Origin of the sequence: Thalassotalea sp. HSM 43 (genome assembly GCF_004752005.1) — a bacterium.
Classification (GTDB): Bacteria; Pseudomonadota; Gammaproteobacteria; order Enterobacterales; family Alteromonadaceae; genus Thalassotalea_A.
This window is the reverse complement of record NZ_CP038493.1, coordinates 3,130,592-3,151,614: the sequence shown is the minus strand read 5'-3', so window position 1 is coordinate 3,151,614 and position 21,023 is coordinate 3,130,592. Positions and strand designations below refer to the sequence as shown.

Here is a 21,023-nt window from a genome sequence, read left to right as displayed (position 1 = left end):
CGCCATTACCGTGTTTGTACTGGCATTAACTGATTGATGCCATTACCATTGATAAAAAAGCTAACAGGCAGAATTATGAAAAAACTATTATCTCTTATTCTTGGTGGCGCTATCGTCGCTTCATCGGCTATGGCCTTTGAACAAAAAGAAACCGTCGGCTTAGTTGTCGCCGGTGGTAAGCCAATCACATTGCTCGGCAAACAACTCTATACCGGTTACGATGCACCAAATTTTGACGTGGTAGATGAACGATTCAATAAGATTTCACTTACCGATTTTAAAGGTCGTACGGTATTAATTTCCGCGGTCCCAAGCCTAGATACCGGCGTTTGCTCATTGCAAACCAAACGCTTTAATGAAGAAGTTGGCAATTTACCAGAAAACGTTGTGGTTCTAACCATCAGCGCTGATTTGCCTTTCGCACAAAAACGTTTTTGTAATACCGAAGGCGTTGACGCATTGAAGGTAGTGTCGGACTCTGTATGGCATGATTTTGGTGAAAAATACGGTTTGATCATCAAAGATATGGGCTTATTAAGCCGCTCGATATTCGTGATCAACGGTCGCGGTAAAATTGTTTATAAAGAGCTTGTGCCAGATATCTCTAAACACCCGGATTACGATAAAGCGTTGCGCGCGGCAAAAGAGTCGGCGCAAAGTGACTTACCTATCTAGTCACCTGATGCCTTAACCGGCTCGCCAAACTATGAAGCGCCATTATCGACAAAGGCCATTATCTGCAAAGGCCACTACCTGCAAAGATAGTGGCCTTTTTTATCGCTATTAGTAACAGCCTAAATGACTCAATAATCGCAGGAAGTCATTATTGACCAAAGCTTGGCCCATGTTTTAGGTATTCCAGCTCCGCCGCACTAGAATCCCGTTGTAACACTTTATTGCGGTGTGGAAAACGGCCAAACTCGGCGATGATATCGCGATGTTTCATGGCAAAATCGAGACCATTGCGAATAAACATTTGTTGCGCCTGCCCCTGATAAACCTGATGCAATCGCTCAAACTCAACCACACATAACTCTTGGTGTTTAAGCTCTTCACTGTGCTCTAGCGGATGATAAAAAAAGCAACGCTCTACCAACTGCAGTTCTCGGTCAAAGCCCTGCTCTAGACCATGTAGGCAAACTTTTAATGCCACATGGTCACTCATAAACGCTTGTTTACTGCCGCGATACATATTGCGTGGCATTTGATCCAATAAAATGATCAACGCCATACAACCTTTGGCGGTTCGTTGCCAAGCATCCAGTGCTCCCTGACAGGCTTGCTCATACAAATGCTCAAATTGCTGACGTATTTGCTCGTCTTGTTGTGGCGTCGATTGATACCACAATTGTTGCTTTTCAGCGGCGGACAATTGGTCTTTTATTTCGCCAAACCAGAACTCTATGACTTTTTCTATGTTTGCTGACATAACTTTTTCACATTTATTTTTATATATTTAACAATAACTTAATTAAAAATATCAAATTATTTTCATGTTTTCACTTGAAAACAAAATTGCTGACCTTATTAATTAATTGTAGTCGCCATAAAGGGACTGCAAACCAGACCGCTAAATAGATTAGGGTCTACATTAAGCGCCTGTTCAATTGTGAAAGGCAAACTCAACATTCGTAAAACGCTCGAATGTTTTAACTACATATTGCTATAAGAGGATATGATTATGCGAACTATTTCTAATGATTTCAGCCCACTTTATCGTTCATTCATCGGTGCCGAGCGCCTAGCCAGTTTAATGGATAAAGCCAGCCGAGCTGAAAAACAACCTTCTTATCCACCGTACAACATCGAATCAATTGCCGACGATAAATATCGTATTACCATGGCCGTTGCTGGATTTGTTGAAACCGAGTTGGACTTAGAATCACACGAAAATTCATTAACGGTAACCGGTACCAAAGAAAGTAAAGATGACGAAAAACGAACTTTCTTATACCAGGGTATCGCCGAGCGCAACTTTGAACGCAAATTCCAATTAGCGGATCATGTAAAAGTGGTTAACGCCTTTATGGAAAACGGCTTGTTGCACATCGACCTTGTGCGTGAAGTACCAGAAGCACTTAAGCCTCGTAAAATTGCCATCAACGGCAAAAGCTTACTGGAAGCCAACGCTGAATAAGGTCTGATCTGCTCGCAAAAGTCCTCACGTTTTCATAGTGCGTGAGGCCATTAAATCTCCCATTTATTGTTTTTGCCCCGCTTAACGCGGGGCTTTTTTGTGCAGTTTACTCCGCAATTAATCAACAACACATCGTCATAATGCATTGAAACTCATAGCGTTTTCACGTTATTCTGATACTTCAATGAAGAAATGGAATTATTCCCTCGTCAAACATGGAGTTGTTCCGTCTAATAAGCTGTTTGTGTTGCGTAAGTAGGGAGTATGTATTGAAGCATTTAAGCCTTTTTCTGATTTCATGTTTAGCCACTGGTTGTGTTGTACACATTCCTGTGAATAAGATGCCTTCTGATAATGAGATTATTCAACTATCAAAGTCGCAACTTAACTGTAGTGAAAATGAAGTTAGTATCGTCCATAAAGGTAACAATCCTTTGATCGACTCTCGTAACTGGACTTTAGCTTGTCCAAATGCCAAATATGAGTGTGAATTAGAAGAAAACGGTAAAGCTGCTTGTGAAGAAGTGGAAAACACATAACAAGTTACTTAAGTTCGTTGGTAAACTCATTGGCACAATTAACCGTTGGCCTGGCGCTTCGCGCAAGTATGGCCACATGTCAATCTCCCCTTAGCAAAGCGTTACACAAAGGATTGTTCTATGAAAGTTTTAACCTCTATTTTTCTCTTTTTGGTTTTAACGTCTTGCTCTACTCATAGCGTTAAAAACAGTTATAACTCCGAGGACTTAGTTGGTGTTTGGGAATTAAAATATGATGGCGTTCCGCCGTATTGGTTCAGTCAAATAGGTTTTACCAAGACTGGTAAAAAATGCGTGCTAAGTTACGAGTTTAATTCTCGTGGAGAAGTTGAAATGACCTATTATGATAACCGCTACCAAGTAAAAGACGGTCACTTATATACTTATGTCGACTACAGTTCAACGCCATATCTTCGCAAAGGCGAAGTGATTAAAGATCGTATTGATATTTTAAAACCGGATTACTTTGAAGTTCTCATGGTGTTACCTTTTAAGGGTGATACGCAAGAAAAGCATCTGCGCTTAGATGATATTTCCCCTGAGGAGCTTTGCAAAATTGTTGATGATTTTCGTAAGATAAACGCAATAAGTTAACAATTAAAACGGGCTATGCTGTTCTATAATTTTGGTCTGCAAATTTAAGCGTCTAAAGGGCGCCTTACAGGGCGTTAGTTCTTTCTAGGTTGGTGGTAATGGCTAAATTTTTAACGTGTTATGACTATGGCAATGGCGGAATCTGGCGGTTTATTGTTGCAGACTCCGCAAGGCAAATAGTAACTCAGTATCCAGAGCTTATGGTTGTAGATTCGCCGCCACAATGGATGACTCAAAAAATAATAAATCGTATTCATGAATTAATAATCAATATTGAAGACCATGAAAACGAATTTTTAACTGCGCTTATTGCAGAGCGTGAGAAAACCTAACTAAGCTTTAGTGTTGTATCTCATATATTGGAGAAACATATGAGCCTATCAGAAATGACTTTTTTTGAGCGATTTGAAGCTGATATTTTGTCCGGTAAAAAGACCATTACCATACGTGATGAAGCAGAAAAAGACTACCAAACAAACTCTATTGTTCAAGTATCTACCCATGAAGATGGCCGCTGGTTTTGCGCCTTAAAAATCATTTCCGTCTGCCCTATCCACTTTGACCAGCTAAGCGATTTTCACGCCCACCAAGAAAACATGACATTAGCGGAATTAAAGTCCGTGATTCGTGACATATACGGTAATAACAATAACTTATTTGTCATCTCATATAGCTTAGTCAAATAACGTCAGCACAAAATAACAACACTCGATGTGAATGTTGTTTATCAAATTTCTATCTAAGGTTTATTTGTAGTCGACGTTAATTTTGAGCGACTTTCACTCTAATTTTATTCTTTGCCACTCTGCTTTCATGCAAGGCAGAAAGCGCGGCTTTGGCCTCACTATCATCTGGCATTTCAACAAAGGCAAAACCTTTTGATTTTCCGGTTTCTTGATCGAGTACTAAGTCACACTGGGTGACTGTGCCATGAGTAGAAAACAAAATACGAATTTCTTGTTCTGTTGTTGTGCGTGCGAGGTTACGAACTAAAAGTTTCATAATGAGCCATGTAGGATAAGGTTACAGCCCGTATTGTCTCATACTTTTTGATTAGCAAGGCATATTTTTGTGAAAAGAAGTCGTCGTTTATGATAAAAAACCTTACTAACGAGCTGTTAAATAACGCTATTTATCATTATTAGCTTTCGTTTGATGACACCTTTTGGCACACTGAAGTGGTACGCAAGGGGACAGAATTTCAAACTGCCCTGCACTGCTTTGGCACTGCTTATAAGACGGCCATAATGTGGTTTTTAAAACGACGTGATTTGTACATTCAAATGGGTTTACAAAAAAACGGCTAAATCTGTTCAGCAACAAGAGTCAACGAAATGAGTATTACCCTAAGCCCCCTGTCAAAATTAGATGCCAATTATTCAGAGGTTATAGATCTTTATAAAAGCGCGTTTCCTGAAGCACAGCATATACCTGCCTGGTTTTTGCGTTATAAGCTGAGAAACGGCAAGCAAGGCTTTAGCACTCTTTATTCGAATGAGACTTGGGTTGGCTTGATTTATTTTACCGAATATAAAGACATTATATTTGTGCAGTTTATTGCCATATCAGCAGCTTGTCGTTCTAACGGTTATGGCAGCCAAGTTATGGACGAATTAAAACAAACATACCCACAAAAGCGCATCGTATTAAATATTCAACCGCTTGATGAGCACGCAAACAACTATCAACAACGCCTCAAGCGTCGAGCTTTTTATCAAAAAAACGGCTTTGACTCCTCAGGGTTTATCGTTAAAGAACCAGGAGAGAAGCTGGAAATGTTGATATACGGCGGTAGCATTAGTAAAGATGAGGTAGACGACATGTATAGCCATCTATTTGGCAGTATATTAAGTCGCTTTGTTAAGCCTCAAGTTATAAAGATATAAGCGATGCTGCCGCGGGCTGTTAAAACAAAAAGCAGCGGTTTAAGCTGATGAGCAGGTATTAAATATTATTCGCCAATGATTAAGCGCCGATGACTAAGTGCCAATGACTAAGCGAAAATGAGCTAAGGAGAATGCCAAACAATGTCAGATATCGAATTTACTAGCGACGAAAAGCAGGCGATGGTTGATAAACTGCAACGCTACTTTGAAACGGAATTAGACCAAGACCTTGGTCAGTTCGATGCGGAATTTCTTATCGACTTTATCTCAAAAGAGATGGGTGGCTATTATTATAATCGCGGTTTACATGACGCCAGAGTGATTTTTGAAGAACGAGTGCAATCCATTGATGATGATCTCTATGCCATAGAAAAGCAGACCGATTAACTTATGCAATACATCTAGTCATTTAATCTGCCCCTAGGATTGTTAAAAGGAATTTGTTAATGGAATCACTCGCGCTAAAAGATTATCTGCACCCAAGGCCTACACCTGCAGGACTTGATGTGCTTTGCAAATTACAGCACTTTGCGATCATCACCTATGCTGTCGATCCCTCACGGTTTGAAGGGCTTTTTCCTAGCCGTTTTAAACTCGATACCATACACATAGATGGTGAAGACAAGGCGCTGATTTCAGTGGTGCCATTTATCGATGTAGATTTTACTTCTGCGGTTTACCCTTTTCCCAAATTTACCATGGGGCAAACCAACTATCGCATTTATATTATCGACACCGTCACAAATGAACGTTGCGTTTGGTTTCTCGGCACAACATTAGATTCATGGACTCTATGCGTGCCTCGATTTGTTTGGAATCTACCATGGTACAGCGGTAAGGTTAGTTTTGATTGTGACTATGATGAATCGCATCAAATATACCGCAAATACAAAATGACCACAGAGGCTGACTGGGCACCTGCCGATGTCGAATTATCGCAAACTAAAGATGCAGAAATTGAACTGCCTGGGTTTCCGGATTTGCAAACAGGGCTTGTCTATTTAACCCATCCCCTTGCCGGTTTTTATCATCGGCGCGATGGCAAACTTGGCACATACAGAGTGTGGCATAAGCAACTTGAGGTCTCAGCAGCTATATTAAAATCTGCCAATTTTGGCTTACTCTCTAAACTTGGCTTAGTGCGCCTAGAGGAGCAACAAAAAACTCATAGTGTGCTTATTGAGCCGATAAATGAATTTACTATATATCTGCCACCAAAAGTGTTGAAATAGTCTGCATAATCACTTTCTATTAGCGATTAATATTCAATTAAAAAATCAGAGTACAAAATGCTCAAGCGTTTTATAAGAAGCAAGGATTTTGATTTATTGGTGAGCACGATTTTTAAATGGAATCAGAATCGCACAACGATCATATCTTTGAGTTGGCTATTCATTGAACGAGCTAACATGCCATGCACTACCATGTATGACCATATAGGTTGGAGTAAGCTTTGAATACACGAAAATGCGCAAGATTAATGATCGTTAATGAGCTAGGTGAGCTGTTATTATTTCAATATAAAGATGAACATAATCCCGAACCTTTTTGGGCCACTGCCGGTGGTGAACTATTGCCCGGTGAATCATACCGCGATGCCGCTCAAAGAGAGCTTTATGAAGAAACAGGTCTCAGCAATACCATTGGCAAACGAGTAAAACAAAACCAAGACATTTTTGCCGTTGCGCAATCGGTTCCTGCCAAATGGTTGGAGCAATATTTTTTGGTGTGTTGCTCATCTTCCAGTGAGGTTTTTGCCGCGCAATGGACAGCAGAAGAAAAAAGTACCATACAAAAATGGCAATGGTGGTCATTAACAGACATGCAACGCCAGCAAAGGCAATGCTTTAAACCGGAATGGCTACCTAATTTACTCAGCAGTATTCTCGACACCGAGACACTTGGCTAACGCACAATAAGGAATGTATCGCAATGAACATAAGACAATACACGGACGCTGATTTACAGGCTGTTTTAGATTCTTGGGAGGTAGCAACACGCCTTGCCCATGAGTTCATGAGCGACGAATTTATCGCCCAAGAGCGCAGTAATGTTGCCAACATTTATCTACCAAATACGGACACTTGGGTGGTCGAAATTGATTCTAACGTTGTTGGCTTTATCGCACTTATGGGCAATGAAGTCGGCGCCATATTTTTGCAGCCCAGCTTTCATGGTAACGGGTTAGGCAAAGCATTAATGGATAAAGCCCGCGAGCTTCATGAAGAGCTTGAAGTCGAGGTATTTACAAAAAATGTCATCGGCCGAAAATTTTACGCTGACTATGGCTTTAAACAAATCGAAGAGAAACATCACCAGCCAACAGGCCAGAAAGTACTGCGTCTCAAGTTTCCTGGTTAGGCCACAATCATAGCCACATTAAACTGACGTTATAAAAGACATCGCATTAAGGGCACCGTTTATGAATGATAATCATCGACAACAACTGTTCGCCAACAGTTGGCACATGCACGACATCATCGAAAGCAAATAATAAAATAAAATGAATAGTTTCCCGATAATAAAAACCGACAGACTTTTGTTAAACGAACAGCAATTGCAAGACGCTGATTCAATATTTGCCTTATTTAGTGATGCAGCGGTCACTGAATATTATGATCTGCATTTTAGCGACCTTAGTGAAGCGGTCGACCTTATTAAAGCTGACACCAAGCGATTTACGCAACAGCAAGGCGTACGCTGGGCTATTCGCGATAAAGTCAGCAATGAATTTATCGGTGGCTGCGGTATTAACCGCTTTGAAGAGAGCAGTGATATCGCGGTAATTGGCTATGAATTTAAACTAAGCTCTTGGGGCAAAGGCTTTGCTAGCGAAGCGGTACAAGCGGTGATTAACTATGCGTTCTCAACCGACTGCGTCAATTACGTCAATAAAATTGAAGCTTACGTAATGCTCGGTAACCGCGCATCTGAGGTGGTATTAGAAAAACTTGGCTTTCGTTGTGATGGCATACTCAGAGAACATGGTAAATGGCGAGGTAAATACCATGATCTTAAAGTATTTTCCCTTTTGCGCAGCGATACCGCTAAGATATAAACAAGTCTAATTAATTTTCAACCAACACGACTTTGATATGAATCGATATTACAAACCTATTTTCTGCGTGATCATTGTTTTAATCACCTTGTATTACGCCAGCTTTTCTATCATGCCTAAGATCACCATCATTAATCAGTCAGGCGAGACATTAGAGCGTGCTGAAGTAAAACTGCCAAATAGCCGCTTGGATTTTGCCCCTGTCGCCATAGATGGCAACAATGCCTTGTACTACGATATCAAGCAACAGGACGGTACCTATAAATACCGTTTCAAAGCTGCCGGTTTTAAACATAAGGGCTCCTGTGGTTACGTTACCAGCAATGAAATTACCAAGCGTGTGGTGATTACCGTTAGCAAAGAAAAGGTGCACTGTGATGAGACACAATAATGGTCATAGATAAGATGATTAAGCCAAGCGCGGTACAAATAGATGCGTAAGTCTGATAAAAAAATCGATAACAGCTTGCGCCTTGTGCTCACTGAGGTGTGTGAGCACGCGTTAAAGAAACTTGATGGTTTTCAATGGCTAACTCATATTGTTAACTATAATAATTTCCCTAAGAGTCTAAAAGTTTTTTGCGTGTTTGACACTAATGATAATCTTCAGCGGTATTTGCAATCCGATGAAAATCAAGCCTTGCTCACACATATCGAACAACAGCTTAAAGGCTTAAACATTCAAGTAAAAAACATCAAGCAGCATGTATTTTACGACACCGAACAAAACTGTGATGCACAGCATAATGGTAATTGGGCGTCTCGCTTAAACTAGCTTTTTCTCTGAAAAGCTTAGCAATAACACCGAATAGGTTGAGATGATATGAGCACTTTGATTGAACATGCGTTGTCCGTATTTATGGCCTTTTTTGCCATCATGAACCCTATTGCCAACACCGCAGTATTTGCCGGCTTAACCGGCGGTATGAACAAGCAGCAGCAAAGCGCCACCGCGTTAAAATCACTGTTTATCACTTTTAGCATCATCCTAATGTTTTGCTTATTGGGTAAATCTATTTTTCACCTGTTTGGCATTACCATTCCGGCGTTACGCATTGCCGGTGGTATTTTGGTGTTTCTGGTGGGCTATCACATGTTGCAAGGCAAAAGCTCAAGTATGCACACCTCCGATGAAAGTGCTGACTCGGATATCTCGGTCTCGCCATTGGCTGTGCCTTTACTTGCCGGTCCTGGCACCATTGCCACGGCAATGAACTACTCCGCGTCTGGCGGCTGGTTGGAAATATCCATTACCGTTTTGGTGTTTTTGGCGTTATGCGTGATTACCTTTTTTTGTTTTATTTTCAGTTCAAAAATCATTTTGCTCGTCGGAGAAAACGGGCTTGGCATCGTCACTCGATTGATGGGGTTAATTTTAACGGTCATTGGCGTGCAAATGCTCATAACTGGCGTCACCGCAGTGGTGAATACGCCCATGGCAGCATAAGTAGCCGAGTAATTTATTAAACGATTATCGAAGGGATTATTAGTGAATTTAAATCAAGTAACATTGCCGGTAAACGATATGGTGCGGGCAACAGACTTTTATCGCACTTTGGGCTTCACGCAGATCGTTGATACGCCCCACTATGCGCGCTTTCAATGCCCAGATGGTGACGCAACGTTTTCTTTATCGTTAGAAGAATCACCAGAGCAATCTTCTGAGCAATCCTCAGAGCTCTCTTCAGAGCAACCATTACAACAAGCGTCTGCAGGCTGTGGTGCGGTTATCTATTTTGAGCACGAACAATTAGACCAATGGGTCGCACAACTGCAACAACGCGATATTGTTTTTGCACAACTACCAACAGATCAACGCTACCTTTGGCGTGAAGCGATATTATATGATCCGTCGGGTAATAAAATTAAGCTGTATTGGGCGGGTGAAAATCGTCTTAATCCGCCTTGGCGGGTAGATATCCGCGAATAAATCGAGCATAAGCAATGGAATACAACGTCTGGCAAAGTGTGGTTTGGCTAATATGTGGCGCTATGATCATGCTGTGTGCCATATCGGCGATATTGCCCAAGGTATTATTGACGCTGATGCCAACATTGCTAAATTCCACACTCGCCCGTTACGCAGATATCGCGATACGGGTACTATTTGGCCTGTCGCTGTTGATGTCGGCAGATTTGGCAAGCTATCCAACAGTGTTTACCTTACTCGGCTGGCTGTCGCTTATTGCCGCGCTGTTACTTTTGCTGTTATCACAACAAAGGTTGCAAGGTATTATCAAACAAATCGCCGATAATTTATCACTTTCCGCCGTTAGAATGGTGTGTGTATTTGGCGTTGCGCTATTCGCGTTTTTATTGATTAATATTACTGAGCATTAATTCAGCAACAAGTTCAGGCTTGGTCACCGGTCCCATATGCCCAGCGTCAATAACAACCTTGTTTACGTTAGTTAATGATGCGTCAAGAATTTCAACTATTCTATGAGCTTTAATTGGTGAGTGACGACCACAAATCAGCAGAGTCTGGGCGTTAATAGCACCGTAATCAGCGGCTTGATAACGCTCGCCAATCAAACCAATAAAATCTAAGTTGACCTTATCAATATTGGCAGCCATGAGCGCCTGCATTTTTTGCGGTAAGCTTTTGAAAAAGCCGGGACTATTCCAAACATCGGTAAAATGCTCTGCCCCTTTATAGTGATCCAGTTGCGACACTTGTTGGGCAAATTCATCAACCATGGCTCTGGCCTCAGTACCTGGCTTCAACAAATGAAATGCCACCGGCTCATACAAAGACAAACTTAAAATTCTGCTGTGGTTTTCTAAGGCAATTTTTAACGCGATTGCGCCACCAAATGAATGACCGACTAAATGAAATGGCTGGTCACCAATTAGCTGTTCGACAACATCTAAGATGCGGGAGGTTTCCGTTGCCAATGAATAAGCAGCCTTATTATCAACCTCTGGTGCGGCTCCATACCCGAGCAAATCAAAATTGATGCACGTATAATTAACCGCTAGTGCTTGTTCTAACACGCGCCATTGCCTAGCTGAACTCAACGAGCTATGCAGCATCACCACCGCAGGACCATTTCCGGATATATATACACCAGGAAATTTGTGGTGATTTTGCTTTTCAAGTTGTGGTTTTGCAGGTTGCATTTAACACTCGGTAATGTGGTCAATATTAAGATAGAATGCATAGTATAAATCTTTGTCTGTGGTTTGGATATGGCAAAACCGAATAAGAAACTGCCTAGCAAAAGTGTCGATATTCTCTGTAATAAATGCAAAACCTTGCTGTATAAATACAAGAAAGGCGGCAAAGGTGGTTTAGTGAAATGCTTCAAAGAACGTATCGTCGACGACCATACGCAAGAACCTGGTATATGCCCAAACTGTCACACTCAATTTGCCCGAGACACATTGGTCAGAGGCACGCCAGCGTTTAAGATCATTGGTAACAAAGCCATTTGCAAATAATAAAAAAGCCCGCATTGGCGGGCTTTTTTTGCGTACTCATTTTCGTTTTAGCTTTAGCTTAATCACATCATCAGATAGATACTATCGAGTGATAGCAATTTCGCTTTCCGCATGATGAACATAGCTAATGTATTCATCTAAAATTTCTTTGGCTTTTTCTTCACTGCCAGCAATTTCATTTAACGCGGCGCGCCATTGTTTTTGCTCAGGGTTAGTTTCCCAGGTCATATCATTGATACCACCTTTCATGTGCCAAACCACAAGCAAGTCATAATCACCGGTTTGCAACTCAAGAATCATTTCTGGCGCATTGGTACCAGCCTTCTCTGTCGCTGGACGATAATACTCTTTGATGATTTTCAGCGCTGCACCACGTTTGCCAGGCTTATAATCAATTTTAACAATGTTCTTCCAGCTAACAGCTTTATCGTAGCGCTTGCCTTCAGCATTTACCGCACCGGTCATTAATACCGCAACTGCAGCTAGCATAGTTATTATGGACTTAATTTTCATTACACTTTCCTTTAATGGTTTTGCAAGAGCTTCCCTACAACATGCTACTACCTTGCGTTGAACAAATTAAACCATAGTACAAAAAACTAAATAGTCGAGTCTTTTGCTTTAGAATCATAAGCAAAAAAGGTATAAAGATTAGGTAATTAACTGTTTTATAGAATTAATGAAAATAGGCAAAATCATGAAAGTATATGGCGATAAACAATCCGGTAACTGTTATAAAATTCAGCTTTTGTGTGCCAACCTTAACATCGACTACCAATGGTGTGATGTGGATATTTTAGCTGGTGATACCCAATCCGAGGCGTTTCTTGGCAAAAATGCCAATGGAAAAATTCCGCTACTTGAGATAGCGCCCGGTGAGTATTTGAGCGAATCTAACGCCATATTGAACTACTTAGCCGCCAATAGCCGATTATTACCTAACGCCCGCTTGGGCAAAGCACAAGTGCTGCAGTGGCAATTCTTCGAGCAATATTCACACGAACCCTACATCGCTGTGGCGCGCTTTATTGAGAAATATTTAGGTTTGCCGAACGAGCGAAAACGAGAATATCGAGAAAAGCAATCAGGTGGTTATAAAGCTTTAACGGCTATGGAAAAGCACTTATCGAACAATGTTTTTTTTGTTGATAACCAATATTCTATCGCTGATATTGCTTTATTCGCGTATACCCACGTTGCCCATGAAGGTGGTTTTGATTTAACCAACTTCCCGAAAATTCGCGCTTGGATATCTCGAGTGCAACAACAACCGGGTTTTGTCGCTATGGGTTAAAGGAGGGTTAAAAGCGGATTAAACTTAAGCTTAAAACTAAGCCTAAAATTTAAGATTGAACAGCAGTTCACTGAGATCAGGTTGCCAGGCAAAGTCTTTAAGCTTAATACGGCCATTAAGCACCACCACACCTTCATCTATCAGTAAGTTTTTTTGTCGCTCAAAGCCTTCGCTGCCTTTGGGAAGAGATATTTTACCTTGTGAGTTGATGATGCGATACCACGGCACATTCATCGCTTTGGGTGCATGACCTAGGGCTTTACCGACCAGACGGGCACGCCCCGGTAAGCCAGCTAAATCGGCTATTTGCCCATAACTGGCGACCTTTCCTTTGGGTACAGCCAGCACGGTTTGCCAAATACGTTGGTAGTTATCAGCGGACATCAATCAATCTACTTATCTACAGCGGTTATTTTAGGTGCAACACCAATAAACGGTTTTGACGATTTTCACCATCGTCATTGTCCTCACTGCTATAGCGTACCAAAAGTTCAGAGCGACCATCCATATTGATGTCATCAGAACTTAGTAGAACGCCATTTTTGGGTAAATGGATTTTCACTGTTTGATAGGAATCTGTCAGTAACTTGCCCTGTTTGCTACCAGCAAAAATTTTCAGCTGATGATCTTCTTCAGAGAGGATCAGTTCTTTGGCACCATCACCATCTAAATCAGCCAACTCAATGACAGGTGAGCCACTTTTGCCCGATGACAGGCTGAATTTTAATTCCACTTCGTCTTCAAATTGTTGTTGATATTTAAGGTTTTTGTCGAGGGCAAAAATCAACACTTGTTGGTCAACACTGCCGGTCAATAATGCACTAACCACTTGCGATACGGAAATATCAAAACTGGATGCCATAACCTCTTGGCGTTCATCATTATCAACATCGATAAAGTCCAACTGCGCCAGCGTACCGTCTGATTTAATCGCGGTATCGGCTTTTTGTTGGTAAATCACTTGTTGGTCTTTTTGACGGCCAAGATAGACTTCATAGTCGTTGCTTTTATCGAGCACGCCAGCGCTTTGCGTATAACGTACAATCAAATCGGCAACACCGTCATTATCGATATCGCGTAAATCATCTATGGTGCGATGGGCAAAGTCACTTTGGTCAAGGTTTTTGCCGTCGGCACCACGGGCATCCCACCAATTGATGGCAGTAATGCTTGGGTGAAGGGTAATGGGTGTGGCACTGTCAGCAAAACTGCCCTGCTGGTTTTGGCTATAGACATCGAGAACGCCTTCGCCTGGCAAGACCACATCTTTACGACCGTCAAAGTTCATGTCGACTAAATAATACGGTTTCTCGGTATAGCTCACTGAGCTTTCAAAAATTTCGACAGTAGGTGTAATCGTCAATTGTTGCGAGACAAACTGCTGATCCGCTTGTTGTAAGTAGATATTCAGGTTGGTAAAGTCCATTAAAACCACATCGTCTAAACCATCGTCGTTGATATCTTTAACAAAGTCAGATTGTTTTAAATATTTGGCATCGTGATTTATGTAAATCGAGCTGACCTTGGCAACATCAACAAACTGTGGCTCTTTGGCTAACACAAAACGCGAGACTTTATTGCTGGCAAGAAAATACAAAGACTGCATTTTTTCCGCAGATGTTTGCTCATCACTGACATCGTAAGCAAAATAGGCCTTATCCAGAGCAATATCAAATTGCATCACGTAGTTTTCAATGGTGTCATTGAAGACAAACATAGCAAGGCGAGATTCACCGTCTTTCTCACCCACCAATAACAACTCTTTACCGGGGTTGTCGGTTAAATTGGCACGAATTGGATCTTGCGATATATTAAACGGCGCATTGATTTGGTATTGGCCGAAGCTAAAAGAATCCCTTGCCGCCAACTCGCCCGAAAACAATGTTGCCGTCGCCATTACCCATAAAATTCGACGAAAATGCATAGTTAAGCTCTCTCTATTATTTGCTTATTCTGTAATTACCAAGGCAAAACGTCACCATTGGAATGATAAAACACACCGCTATTGTTCATATCTAAGCTCGCAATCAGCCCTGCGATTCGTTCAGCTGCTTGCTCTGGCACAATATCACCGCGCCCTGCTGTCATATCTGTTTGTACATAACCCGGGTGATAAATCCCCACTGCGATACCGTCAGCGGCTAAATCTTTCGCCAGTGACACCGCTCCAGCGTTTAACGCCGCTTTACTCATGCGATAGCCGTAACGACCACCCGAGCCATTATCGGCTATAGAGCCCATACGCGAAGTGACAAGCGCAATCTTGCTGCCTGATGACAAGTTAGCCAACAAGTGTTGGCATACATTTAACGGTGCTAAGGCATTAACCAAAAACTGCTCAACAATGGTTTGATTATTAAAATCCGTTAAGGTTTCATTACGTAAAATACCGGCATTATTGATCAATACATCAATAGCGATGCCTCGTAATGCAGCGGCTAAATCGGTCAGGCAGGCGCTATCGGTGACATCGATACCACTAATGACTTCGACATTGGTCAGCTGATTTAGTTCGTCGCTTGCTTGCCGGCAAACCGCGTATACATGACAGCCTTGGTTGACGTATTGTTTGGTCAATTGCAAACCAATACCACGATTGGCACCCGTAATAACTATATTTTTCGGCACATTAATATCCTTGTTTGTTCCATTATGCAGTAAAGTTTACGTGAGATCATAAAACAAATGTAATATCTTATTAACAAATCACCAAGCTAATTTAATTATGGAAAATTATAAGTTAATCACATTGGAAACCGAGCGTTTGCTGATCCGTACCACGTGCAACAGCGACTGGCCATTTGTCTATAGTATGCAATCTGATCCAGAGCAGATGTTGCACATTAAAGAACCGCAAACCGATGAACAGATCAAATCCTGGTTTGTTGAGTTCCTTGAACCCTTTCGTGGTGAAGAAATGAAATGGTCATCGATGATTGGCATTGATAAAACCAGCGGCGAGCCGATTGGTTGTTTTTCGGTGCGCATGATTTGTAAAAACAGTCAAAATGCCGAACTTGGTTACATGATTTCAAAACACCATAAACGCCAAGGGTATGCCAGCGAAGGTGCGAAAGCCATTAAGCAGTACTTGTTTGAACGATTGAATTTGCGACGGGTTACCGCCTATTGCAATGAAACCAATACTGGCAGTTGGAAAGTGATGGAAAATATCGGCTTACAACGTGAAGGCATGATGTTGCAGGAATACCGCATTAACGATGTCTGGCACAACACCTTAATATACGGTGAAGTAAATCCAAATTATCGACACGATGCGTAACTGTAATGGCGTTCACCGCTAGCTGGTTGGCGACACCTGCTGTGATAAGTCAGCGCTAAGCTTACTGAGCACGACCAATAACCGCCGCTAATGAAAGCCGCGAAATAGAGCGCTTAATTATAGTAAAAAACCATCGTCCTAAAACAAAAAAGCCAGAGCATTGCTCTGGCTTTTTATATCTCTGTATCAATTAGTTAGATGTTTTTAGCATGTATTCTGCAACAGCTAAACGGGTACCTTCATCAAGGTAGTTTTGCGGTGGCATTTCAGGGTAATCTTCGCGCTTTTTGGTTGGATTGGCAATGTAGTCCGCCAAACCTTGCGGGTTATCCATATATAATGCCTGAATGATATTTACTGGAGGGCCAATCATACGGTCAGTATAAGTATGACAGCCAGTACAAATACCAAGGTAAGCGATTTTACCGCGTTCACTTGGATCAATGTCACGTGGTGCAACAGGCTTGTCTAACAGGTAGGTTTCAATATTCTTGGTGTTGGTAAAGTCACACTCTTTCCAATCGCTAACACCGGCTGTGGTATAACGATGACGGTTAATGATACAGCTGTCTACACCACCACCAACCTTGATGATATCGGCACTATCAGAGCCTTTAAGCTCAATAGCCAATAACGCTTTGACTTCATCAATGGTGTCATAGCCGTTATTCATCATAAAGTTATCCAAAATCATGGTGCGATCTGGATTTGGTTCAGACTCAGGATCGTTAGAGCCGGCGCCAAACGAGTTATGATCGGAGACCAAGATACCACCGGTTTTGTTATTACTGATGATATTACCTTCAATAATCACGTCATCACCAGCCCAAACGATAATGCCAGAGCCTGCTGGGATCATCGCAACCGTTGAACCCGGTATAGCGAAGTTCTCGGTATTATTGTTAACCACAAAGTTATTACGAATGATCACGTCATAGGTGGTTTTAATCGGTAGTCCTGGGGTAATAAATGCCAGAATACCGCCGGTGTTGTCATGCACGTAGTTGTTTTCAACGATGGCATGACGCGAGTTTTCAATTTCAATACCGGCAACCGAGTCAAACACTTCGTTATGAGCAACATGAATGTTATCACTCATACCGACATAGATGGCCGCGTCTTCGATACCCGAAATGACATTGTGCTCAACGATACCGTTTTTACCCAATTGTGGGAAAATACCATAGACACCGGTATCTACAATCAAGTTATTACGGATGATAAAGTTATTACCAGCTTGGCCCATAATACCGTTGCCTTTGTAACCAGTGATGGTCATGTTTTCAACGACAAAGTTATTTCCTGAGTACAATATGGCGTCATTAAGCTTGCCTTGACCATCCATCGTCGCACGCGCGCCTTCTTTGATCACACCGACAATTTTGATGTCTTCTTTATCGACATACACGGTTTCGTGATATTTGCCCGGCATTACTTGAATGGTATCACCCGGATTCGCCGCTTTAACCGCTGCCATAATGGATTCACCATCATTAACGACACGGACTTCACCTTGCACTTGTTGCACGGCTTCAGCGCTTGCATCTTGATCTTGTGATTTATCGTAGCCACCGCCAAAGCTTGCGCCACCACTTGAGGAAGTGATCACTGGGCTGGAATTTAAACCGCCATAATAATTACCGACACCGAATGCCGCGGCAATTAATACAACAGATAATATTTTGCCTTTACTCATCGTCTTCTTCACCCTCTATTGTTTGCTGTTCTTGTTGTTGTAATTGTTGCTGTAACTGCTTATTTGCAGCGTATTTTTGATCCACAACTGGTAGTCCCGAAGGTAGGCTTTCGGGCAACTGTGGGGTTAAACTTTCGTCGTTGAGGCTATGTAAAAACTCAACGATTAAATCTATTTCTTCTGGACGCAGGTTTGGTTCCCAAATGTGCCAGTGAATTAATAGCTCTTCATCTTCTGGCACCGCATGACCACGACCTTTATTGTAGAAGTCGGTCGCTTCATTCAATGAGTCAAATTTTCCGGAATGCATATATGGCGCGGTTTTAGCGATATTGCGTAATGTTGGCACTTTAAAACCACCGCGATTACGTTTGTCATTAAAGGTTGCTTCTGCGCCAACATCAAAGGCCATGCCTTCAGGATCTGGTGTGCCAATAACAGCAATTTGGTTATTGGTGAACAATGGCGGTTGATGGCATTCGGCGCAACGAGCGACAAAGGAGCGGAAAATATTAAGACCTTTAATTTCGTTTTCACTAAGTGCCTGATGATAACCATGGGCGTATTGATCATAGCGAGAATTAAGCGAAATTAAGCTGGTTTGAAATGCCGCCAAGGCTTCTGAGATGTTGGCAACGGACACTTTTTTGTCGTCAAACACCTTAGTGAACATTGCTTTGTAAACCGGGTTAGCGCTGATGTCAGCCACCAGCTTTTCCGGTGTGTTGCCCATCTCCTTGGGATCAAACAATGGTCCCATGGCTTGTTGTTCTAAGGTGGTTGCGCGACCATCCCAAAAAAATCGATCGAGAAAGGCTACATTCCAAAGGCTTGGCGCACTGCGCGATACTTTCTCACCGGTTATGCCAATACTGCGATCCATGCCATCGGCGAACCCTTTGTCTGGTTGATGACAACTGGCACACGACACGCTGCCATCTTTGGATAACAGCGGATCAAAAAATAAGTAGCGACCTAAGTCAATTTTCTCTGGGCTGAAACCATCTCGAGCCTCAGGTAGGCTGGTTTGTGTGCCGCCTAAGCCTCGCCCTTGTACTGAATCATAAAATTGATACATGGTACGTAACTTACAAACACCAGCGCTGGTTTTCTCAAAGCTTGGTGGGCATTGACTGCGTAACTTAAAGTCACTGGCAACGCTGCTTATTGAATACAGGCTAAACCATGTAAGCGATAACGGTAGCCATATCGCTGCTAACAAACGCGACAGCATGACTTATTTGCCTTGCTGCTTAATGAACGCAACGATGTCTTTTAAATCGGCTTCGGTTTTGACCATGCCAGCCATCATCTTCATTTGTTTGCCGTATTTATCGTTGGCATCATAGCCACGCTGGTTTTGCTGAAACTTTTTAGTTTGCGCCAATAAATACTGACTCGACAATATGGCCAAATTTGGCGCATTCAAGCCCTCATTGCCTTGTGCCGTTGCGCCATGACAGGCACCGCAAATGGCATTGTATTTGTTGTCACCATTTTTCAGGTCGCTATCTGCAATCTCTTCGCTCGTGGTTTGCGACGGTAATGCCGCCAAGTAAGCACTGACATCGGCGATTGCAGCATCATCGCTTAAGGTATTTGCCATGGCTTGCATTTGCATACCGGTAACGTCATTTTCAGCGGTACCTCGAGTCTTTGTTTTGAATTGTTTGATTTGTCGCTGCAAATACCAATCGTATTGACCAGCCAGTGCTGGGGCATTTAATTGATCATTGCCTTGACCTTTATCACCATGACACATTACGCAGGTCTGATATAACGCTTTGCCGTTTTCGCTATCGCCGGCAACGGATGAAAATGCGATAGATAATAACGCGGTAAACAATAAAGATGAGCGGATACGTGAATGCATATTAATTTCTAATCAACAATGACAATAATTGAGTTACTACCTTATCAAGCGTAGGCAAAAAAGCTTATGTATTTTTGAAAAAAGCTGACGGATTCTAAAATTTACCCTGATTTATTTGTTAAAACGTCTACTAATCAACCGATTAACAGGTATTAATCAGTATTTTGTGTTTTTCGATATTCTGACGGTGTCATCTGATAAGTCGCTTTAAATACTTTATTAAACGAACTCAATGAGCGAAACCCAGCGTCTAATGCCATGGTTAAAATAGGCGTTTTTGCCTCTTCGGCCAACAGTAAACGCAGGCTCACTTCTTTGACACGGTAACCGTTTAAAAAGTCATTAAAATTACGATAGCCGAGTTGACCGTTGATTAATTGTCGAAGTTTGTATTCTACGATTTGGCAATGACTGGCTAAACTGGCAATGGTCAACCCTTCCTGTCGATACAATTTATCGTCACTCATGGCTCGCTCAATCACTGCGATATCTTCGCTGTCAATGGCACTTGGTATCGGCTGACTTTGTTGCTGCGGCGGTTCGAATAAGCTCGACACATTGGCTTTAAACAAAAAGTAATGAATTGATAATAACAAGGCGCACAGTAATAACATTTGCAAGCTGGTTAGCCAGGCACCATGCACCGCAAACACCTGCCCTGGCACGATCACTAAAAACATATATAAACCGGTGGCGCTGATCACCGCGACGCGAATCATACGTCGTGCTTGTACTAAATCATTACGCCAATTGCTCATCGCCACATACAAGGCGTAGGTTACTAAGCCAATGTCAGCGATAAGCGCAGCAATACGGGCGCTAAAATACAGCGATGATGTATCTTCAATGCTGTTACTAACACCGGCAATTTGCGCTGGTAATAATATAATCGCAGGCAATACGGCAATGCCAAGATGCCAGTATTTAATTTCTTGTCGGTCTGAAAATAGGCTCAGTGAAGTTAATAAAAATATGCCGGGGATTAAATTGCTAACGGTGGCGATAAAGAACGCCAACGTTGGATACTCGCTAATCGGCGAAAAGGCAGGCAATAGGTACAATGCTGCCGATAACATCAGCAAGGCATACCAGCGAACCTGCTGGCTGTCGCGCATCGAAGGCGTCAGTATCACCAATGCCATGATCATTAATGCAAACGCGCTGATAGCGAGAAAAGTTGGAAAATCAGTCATCTAAGAATACATCGTTGTGGCTATAC

The 21,023-nt window shown here is 42.1% G+C and carries 31 protein-coding genes; 20 read left to right on the top strand and 11 right to left on the bottom strand.

Going from position 1 to position 21,023, the window contains the following annotated elements; all coding sequences use genetic code 11:
• The first annotated feature begins 75 nt into the window (after nucleotides 1-75).
• Entirely contained in the window at nucleotides 76-675 is a 600-nt protein-coding gene (tpx, locus tag E2K93_RS13780; RefSeq protein WP_135439659.1) for a thiol peroxidase, read from the top strand.
• Between the two features lie 148 nt (nucleotides 676-823).
• On the opposite strand, the gene E2K93_RS13775 is transcribed toward tpx, so the two are convergent.
• A complete protein-coding gene (locus E2K93_RS13775; protein ID WP_135439658.1) occupies nucleotides 824-1,429 on the bottom strand; it encodes a DUF924 family protein in 606 nt (201 codons plus the stop codon).
• 252 nt (nucleotides 1,430-1,681) lie between these two features.
• Between E2K93_RS13775 and E2K93_RS13770 the strand changes: the two genes are divergently transcribed.
• The 5 genes from E2K93_RS13770 to yqfB all read left to right on the top strand — a co-directional run bounded on the left by E2K93_RS13770 (nucleotide 1,682) and on the right by yqfB (nucleotide 3,956).
• The gene (locus tag E2K93_RS13770) at nucleotides 1,682-2,137 is read left to right on the top strand and encodes an Hsp20 family protein (RefSeq protein WP_135439657.1); all 456 of its coding nucleotides are present in this window, start codon (nucleotides 1,682-1,684) and stop codon (nucleotides 2,135-2,137) included.
• Between the two features lie 269 nt (nucleotides 2,138-2,406).
• Nucleotides 2,407-2,676, top strand: coding sequence for a hypothetical protein (locus tag E2K93_RS13765; protein WP_135439656.1), 270 nt, complete (start codon nucleotides 2,407-2,409; stop codon nucleotides 2,674-2,676).
• 120 nt (nucleotides 2,677-2,796) lie between these two features.
• The gene (locus tag E2K93_RS13760; protein ID WP_135439655.1) at nucleotides 2,797-3,270 is read left to right on the top strand and encodes a hypothetical protein; all 474 of its coding nucleotides are present in this window, start codon (nucleotides 2,797-2,799) and stop codon (nucleotides 3,268-3,270) included.
• 98 nt (nucleotides 3,271-3,368) lie between these two features.
• Nucleotides 3,369-3,602 (top strand): hypothetical protein, encoded by a 234-nt coding sequence (locus E2K93_RS13755; RefSeq protein ID WP_135439654.1) that lies wholly within the window; start codon nucleotides 3,369-3,371, stop codon nucleotides 3,600-3,602.
• 39 nt (nucleotides 3,603-3,641) lie between these two features.
• Nucleotides 3,642-3,956 (top strand): N(4)-acetylcytidine aminohydrolase, encoded by a 315-nt coding sequence (gene yqfB / locus E2K93_RS13750; protein WP_135439653.1) that lies wholly within the window; start codon nucleotides 3,642-3,644, stop codon nucleotides 3,954-3,956.
• 76 nt (nucleotides 3,957-4,032) lie between these two features.
• Here the strand turns inward: yqfB and E2K93_RS13745 are convergent, their stop codons facing one another.
• Nucleotides 4,033-4,272: an RNA recognition motif domain-containing protein gene (locus E2K93_RS13745; RefSeq protein WP_135439652.1), complete on the bottom strand. Its 240-nt coding sequence runs from the start codon at nucleotides 4,270-4,272 to the stop codon at nucleotides 4,033-4,035.
• 332 nt (nucleotides 4,273-4,604) lie between these two features.
• On the opposite strand from E2K93_RS13745, the gene E2K93_RS13740 reads away from it, so the two are divergent.
• The 11 genes from E2K93_RS13740 (at nucleotide 4,605) to E2K93_RS13690 (ending at nucleotide 10,554) form a co-directional block, all read left to right on the top strand.
• Nucleotides 4,605-5,156, top strand: a complete 552-nt coding sequence (locus E2K93_RS13740; RefSeq protein ID WP_135439651.1) for a GNAT family N-acetyltransferase — start codon at nucleotides 4,605-4,607, stop codon at nucleotides 5,154-5,156.
• A 141-nt stretch (nucleotides 5,157-5,297) separates the two neighbouring features.
• On the top strand, nucleotides 5,298-5,543 hold the full coding sequence (locus E2K93_RS13735; RefSeq protein ID WP_135439650.1) for a DUF2164 domain-containing protein: 246 nt from the start codon (nucleotides 5,298-5,300) through the stop codon (nucleotides 5,541-5,543).
• A 59-nt stretch (nucleotides 5,544-5,602) separates the two neighbouring features.
• On the top strand, nucleotides 5,603-6,388 hold the full coding sequence (locus E2K93_RS13730) for a DUF2071 domain-containing protein (protein WP_135439649.1): 786 nt from the start codon (nucleotides 5,603-5,605) through the stop codon (nucleotides 6,386-6,388).
• A 221-nt stretch (nucleotides 6,389-6,609) separates the two neighbouring features.
• Nucleotides 6,610-7,065 carry an NUDIX hydrolase gene (locus tag E2K93_RS13725; RefSeq protein ID WP_135439648.1) on the top strand — a complete coding sequence of 152 codons (456 nt, stop codon included), beginning with the start codon at nucleotides 6,610-6,612 and terminating at the stop codon, nucleotides 7,063-7,065.
• 23 nt (nucleotides 7,066-7,088) lie between these two features.
• Nucleotides 7,089-7,517: a GNAT family N-acetyltransferase gene (locus E2K93_RS13720; RefSeq protein WP_189637780.1), complete on the top strand. Its 429-nt coding sequence runs from the start codon at nucleotides 7,089-7,091 to the stop codon at nucleotides 7,515-7,517.
• Nucleotides 7,518-7,659: 142 nt separating this feature from the next.
• Nucleotides 7,660-8,214, top strand: a complete 555-nt coding sequence (locus E2K93_RS13715) for a GNAT family N-acetyltransferase (protein ID WP_135439646.1) — start codon at nucleotides 7,660-7,662, stop codon at nucleotides 8,212-8,214.
• Nucleotides 8,215-8,251: 37 nt separating this feature from the next.
• Nucleotides 8,252-8,605, top strand: coding sequence for a hypothetical protein (locus E2K93_RS13710; RefSeq protein WP_135439645.1), 354 nt, complete (start codon nucleotides 8,252-8,254; stop codon nucleotides 8,603-8,605).
• Between the two features lie 42 nt (nucleotides 8,606-8,647).
• On the top strand, nucleotides 8,648-8,989 hold the full coding sequence (locus E2K93_RS13705) for an RNA ligase family protein (RefSeq protein ID WP_135439644.1): 342 nt from the start codon (nucleotides 8,648-8,650) through the stop codon (nucleotides 8,987-8,989).
• A gap of 48 nt (nucleotides 8,990-9,037) precedes the next feature.
• Nucleotides 9,038-9,661, top strand: coding sequence for a MarC family protein (locus E2K93_RS13700; protein WP_135439643.1), 624 nt, complete (start codon nucleotides 9,038-9,040; stop codon nucleotides 9,659-9,661).
• Between the two features lie 42 nt (nucleotides 9,662-9,703).
• Nucleotides 9,704-10,144: a VOC family protein gene (locus E2K93_RS13695; RefSeq protein WP_135439642.1), complete on the top strand. Its 441-nt coding sequence runs from the start codon at nucleotides 9,704-9,706 to the stop codon at nucleotides 10,142-10,144.
• Nucleotides 10,145-10,158: 14 nt separating this feature from the next.
• Entirely contained in the window at nucleotides 10,159-10,554 is a 396-nt protein-coding gene (locus E2K93_RS13690) for a hypothetical protein (RefSeq protein ID WP_135439641.1), read from the top strand.
• Here the strand turns inward: E2K93_RS13690 and E2K93_RS13685 are convergent.
• Nucleotides 10,528-11,337, bottom strand: coding sequence for an alpha/beta fold hydrolase (locus E2K93_RS13685; RefSeq protein WP_135439640.1), 810 nt, complete (start codon nucleotides 11,335-11,337; stop codon nucleotides 10,528-10,530). The genes E2K93_RS13690 and E2K93_RS13685 overlap by 27 nt on opposite strands.
• 69 nt (nucleotides 11,338-11,406) lie before the next feature.
• Here E2K93_RS13685 and E2K93_RS13680 point away from each other — a divergent pair, with 69 nt between their 5' ends.
• On the top strand, nucleotides 11,407-11,658 hold the full coding sequence (locus E2K93_RS13680) for a hypothetical protein (protein ID WP_135439639.1): 252 nt from the start codon (nucleotides 11,407-11,409) through the stop codon (nucleotides 11,656-11,658).
• 81 nt (nucleotides 11,659-11,739) lie between these two features.
• Here the strand turns inward: E2K93_RS13680 and E2K93_RS13675 are convergent, their stop codons facing one another.
• A complete protein-coding gene (locus E2K93_RS13675; RefSeq protein ID WP_135439638.1) occupies nucleotides 11,740-12,171 on the bottom strand; it encodes a hypothetical protein in 432 nt (143 codons plus the stop codon).
• Nucleotides 12,172-12,355: 184 nt separating this feature from the next.
• Between E2K93_RS13675 and E2K93_RS13670 the strand changes: the two genes are divergently transcribed.
• The gene (locus E2K93_RS13670; RefSeq protein ID WP_135440512.1) at nucleotides 12,356-12,952 is read left to right on the top strand and encodes a glutathione S-transferase family protein; all 597 of its coding nucleotides are present in this window, start codon (nucleotides 12,356-12,358) and stop codon (nucleotides 12,950-12,952) included.
• Nucleotides 12,953-12,994: 42 nt separating this feature from the next.
• On the opposite strand, the gene E2K93_RS13665 is transcribed toward E2K93_RS13670, so the two are convergent.
• Genes E2K93_RS13665 through E2K93_RS13655 form a run of 3 tightly spaced genes read right to left on the bottom strand, consistent with a single transcriptional unit; the run spans nucleotide 12,995 to nucleotide 15,580 of the window.
• Nucleotides 12,995-13,336 (bottom strand): MGMT family protein, encoded by a 342-nt coding sequence (locus E2K93_RS13665; RefSeq protein ID WP_135439637.1) that lies wholly within the window; start codon nucleotides 13,334-13,336, stop codon nucleotides 12,995-12,997.
• 25 nt (nucleotides 13,337-13,361) lie between these two features.
• Nucleotides 13,362-14,876, bottom strand: a complete 1,515-nt coding sequence (locus tag E2K93_RS13660) for an FG-GAP repeat domain-containing protein (RefSeq protein WP_135439636.1) — start codon at nucleotides 14,874-14,876, stop codon at nucleotides 13,362-13,364.
• A gap of 35 nt (nucleotides 14,877-14,911) precedes the next feature.
• Nucleotides 14,912-15,580, bottom strand: coding sequence for an SDR family oxidoreductase (locus tag E2K93_RS13655; RefSeq protein WP_135439635.1), 669 nt, complete (start codon nucleotides 15,578-15,580; stop codon nucleotides 14,912-14,914).
• A gap of 97 nt (nucleotides 15,581-15,677) precedes the next feature.
• On the opposite strand from E2K93_RS13655, the gene E2K93_RS13650 reads away from it, so the two are divergent.
• A complete protein-coding gene (locus E2K93_RS13650; RefSeq protein ID WP_135439634.1) occupies nucleotides 15,678-16,235 on the top strand; it encodes a GNAT family N-acetyltransferase in 558 nt (185 codons plus the stop codon).
• Between the two features lie 190 nt (nucleotides 16,236-16,425).
• Here E2K93_RS13650 and E2K93_RS13645 read toward each other — a convergent pair whose 3' ends face one another.
• The 4 genes from E2K93_RS13645 to E2K93_RS13630 form a co-directional block, all read right to left on the bottom strand.
• Nucleotides 16,426-17,931, bottom strand: coding sequence for a parallel beta-helix domain-containing protein (locus tag E2K93_RS13645; protein ID WP_135439633.1), 1,506 nt, complete (start codon nucleotides 17,929-17,931; stop codon nucleotides 16,426-16,428).
• Nucleotides 17,924-19,165, bottom strand: coding sequence for a cytochrome-c peroxidase (locus tag E2K93_RS13640; RefSeq protein WP_135439632.1), 1,242 nt, complete (start codon nucleotides 19,163-19,165; stop codon nucleotides 17,924-17,926). Before E2K93_RS13640 ends, E2K93_RS13645 begins: the two co-directional genes overlap by 8 nt.
• Nucleotides 19,166-19,168: 3 nt before the next feature.
• Entirely contained in the window at nucleotides 19,169-19,804 is a 636-nt protein-coding gene (locus E2K93_RS13635; protein WP_135439631.1) for a c-type cytochrome, read from the bottom strand.
• Nucleotides 19,805-19,956: 152 nt separating this feature from the next.
• Nucleotides 19,957-20,997, bottom strand: a complete 1,041-nt coding sequence (locus E2K93_RS13630; RefSeq protein ID WP_135439630.1) for an AraC family transcriptional regulator — start codon at nucleotides 20,995-20,997, stop codon at nucleotides 19,957-19,959.
• Nucleotides 20,998-21,023 lie beyond the last annotated feature (26 nt).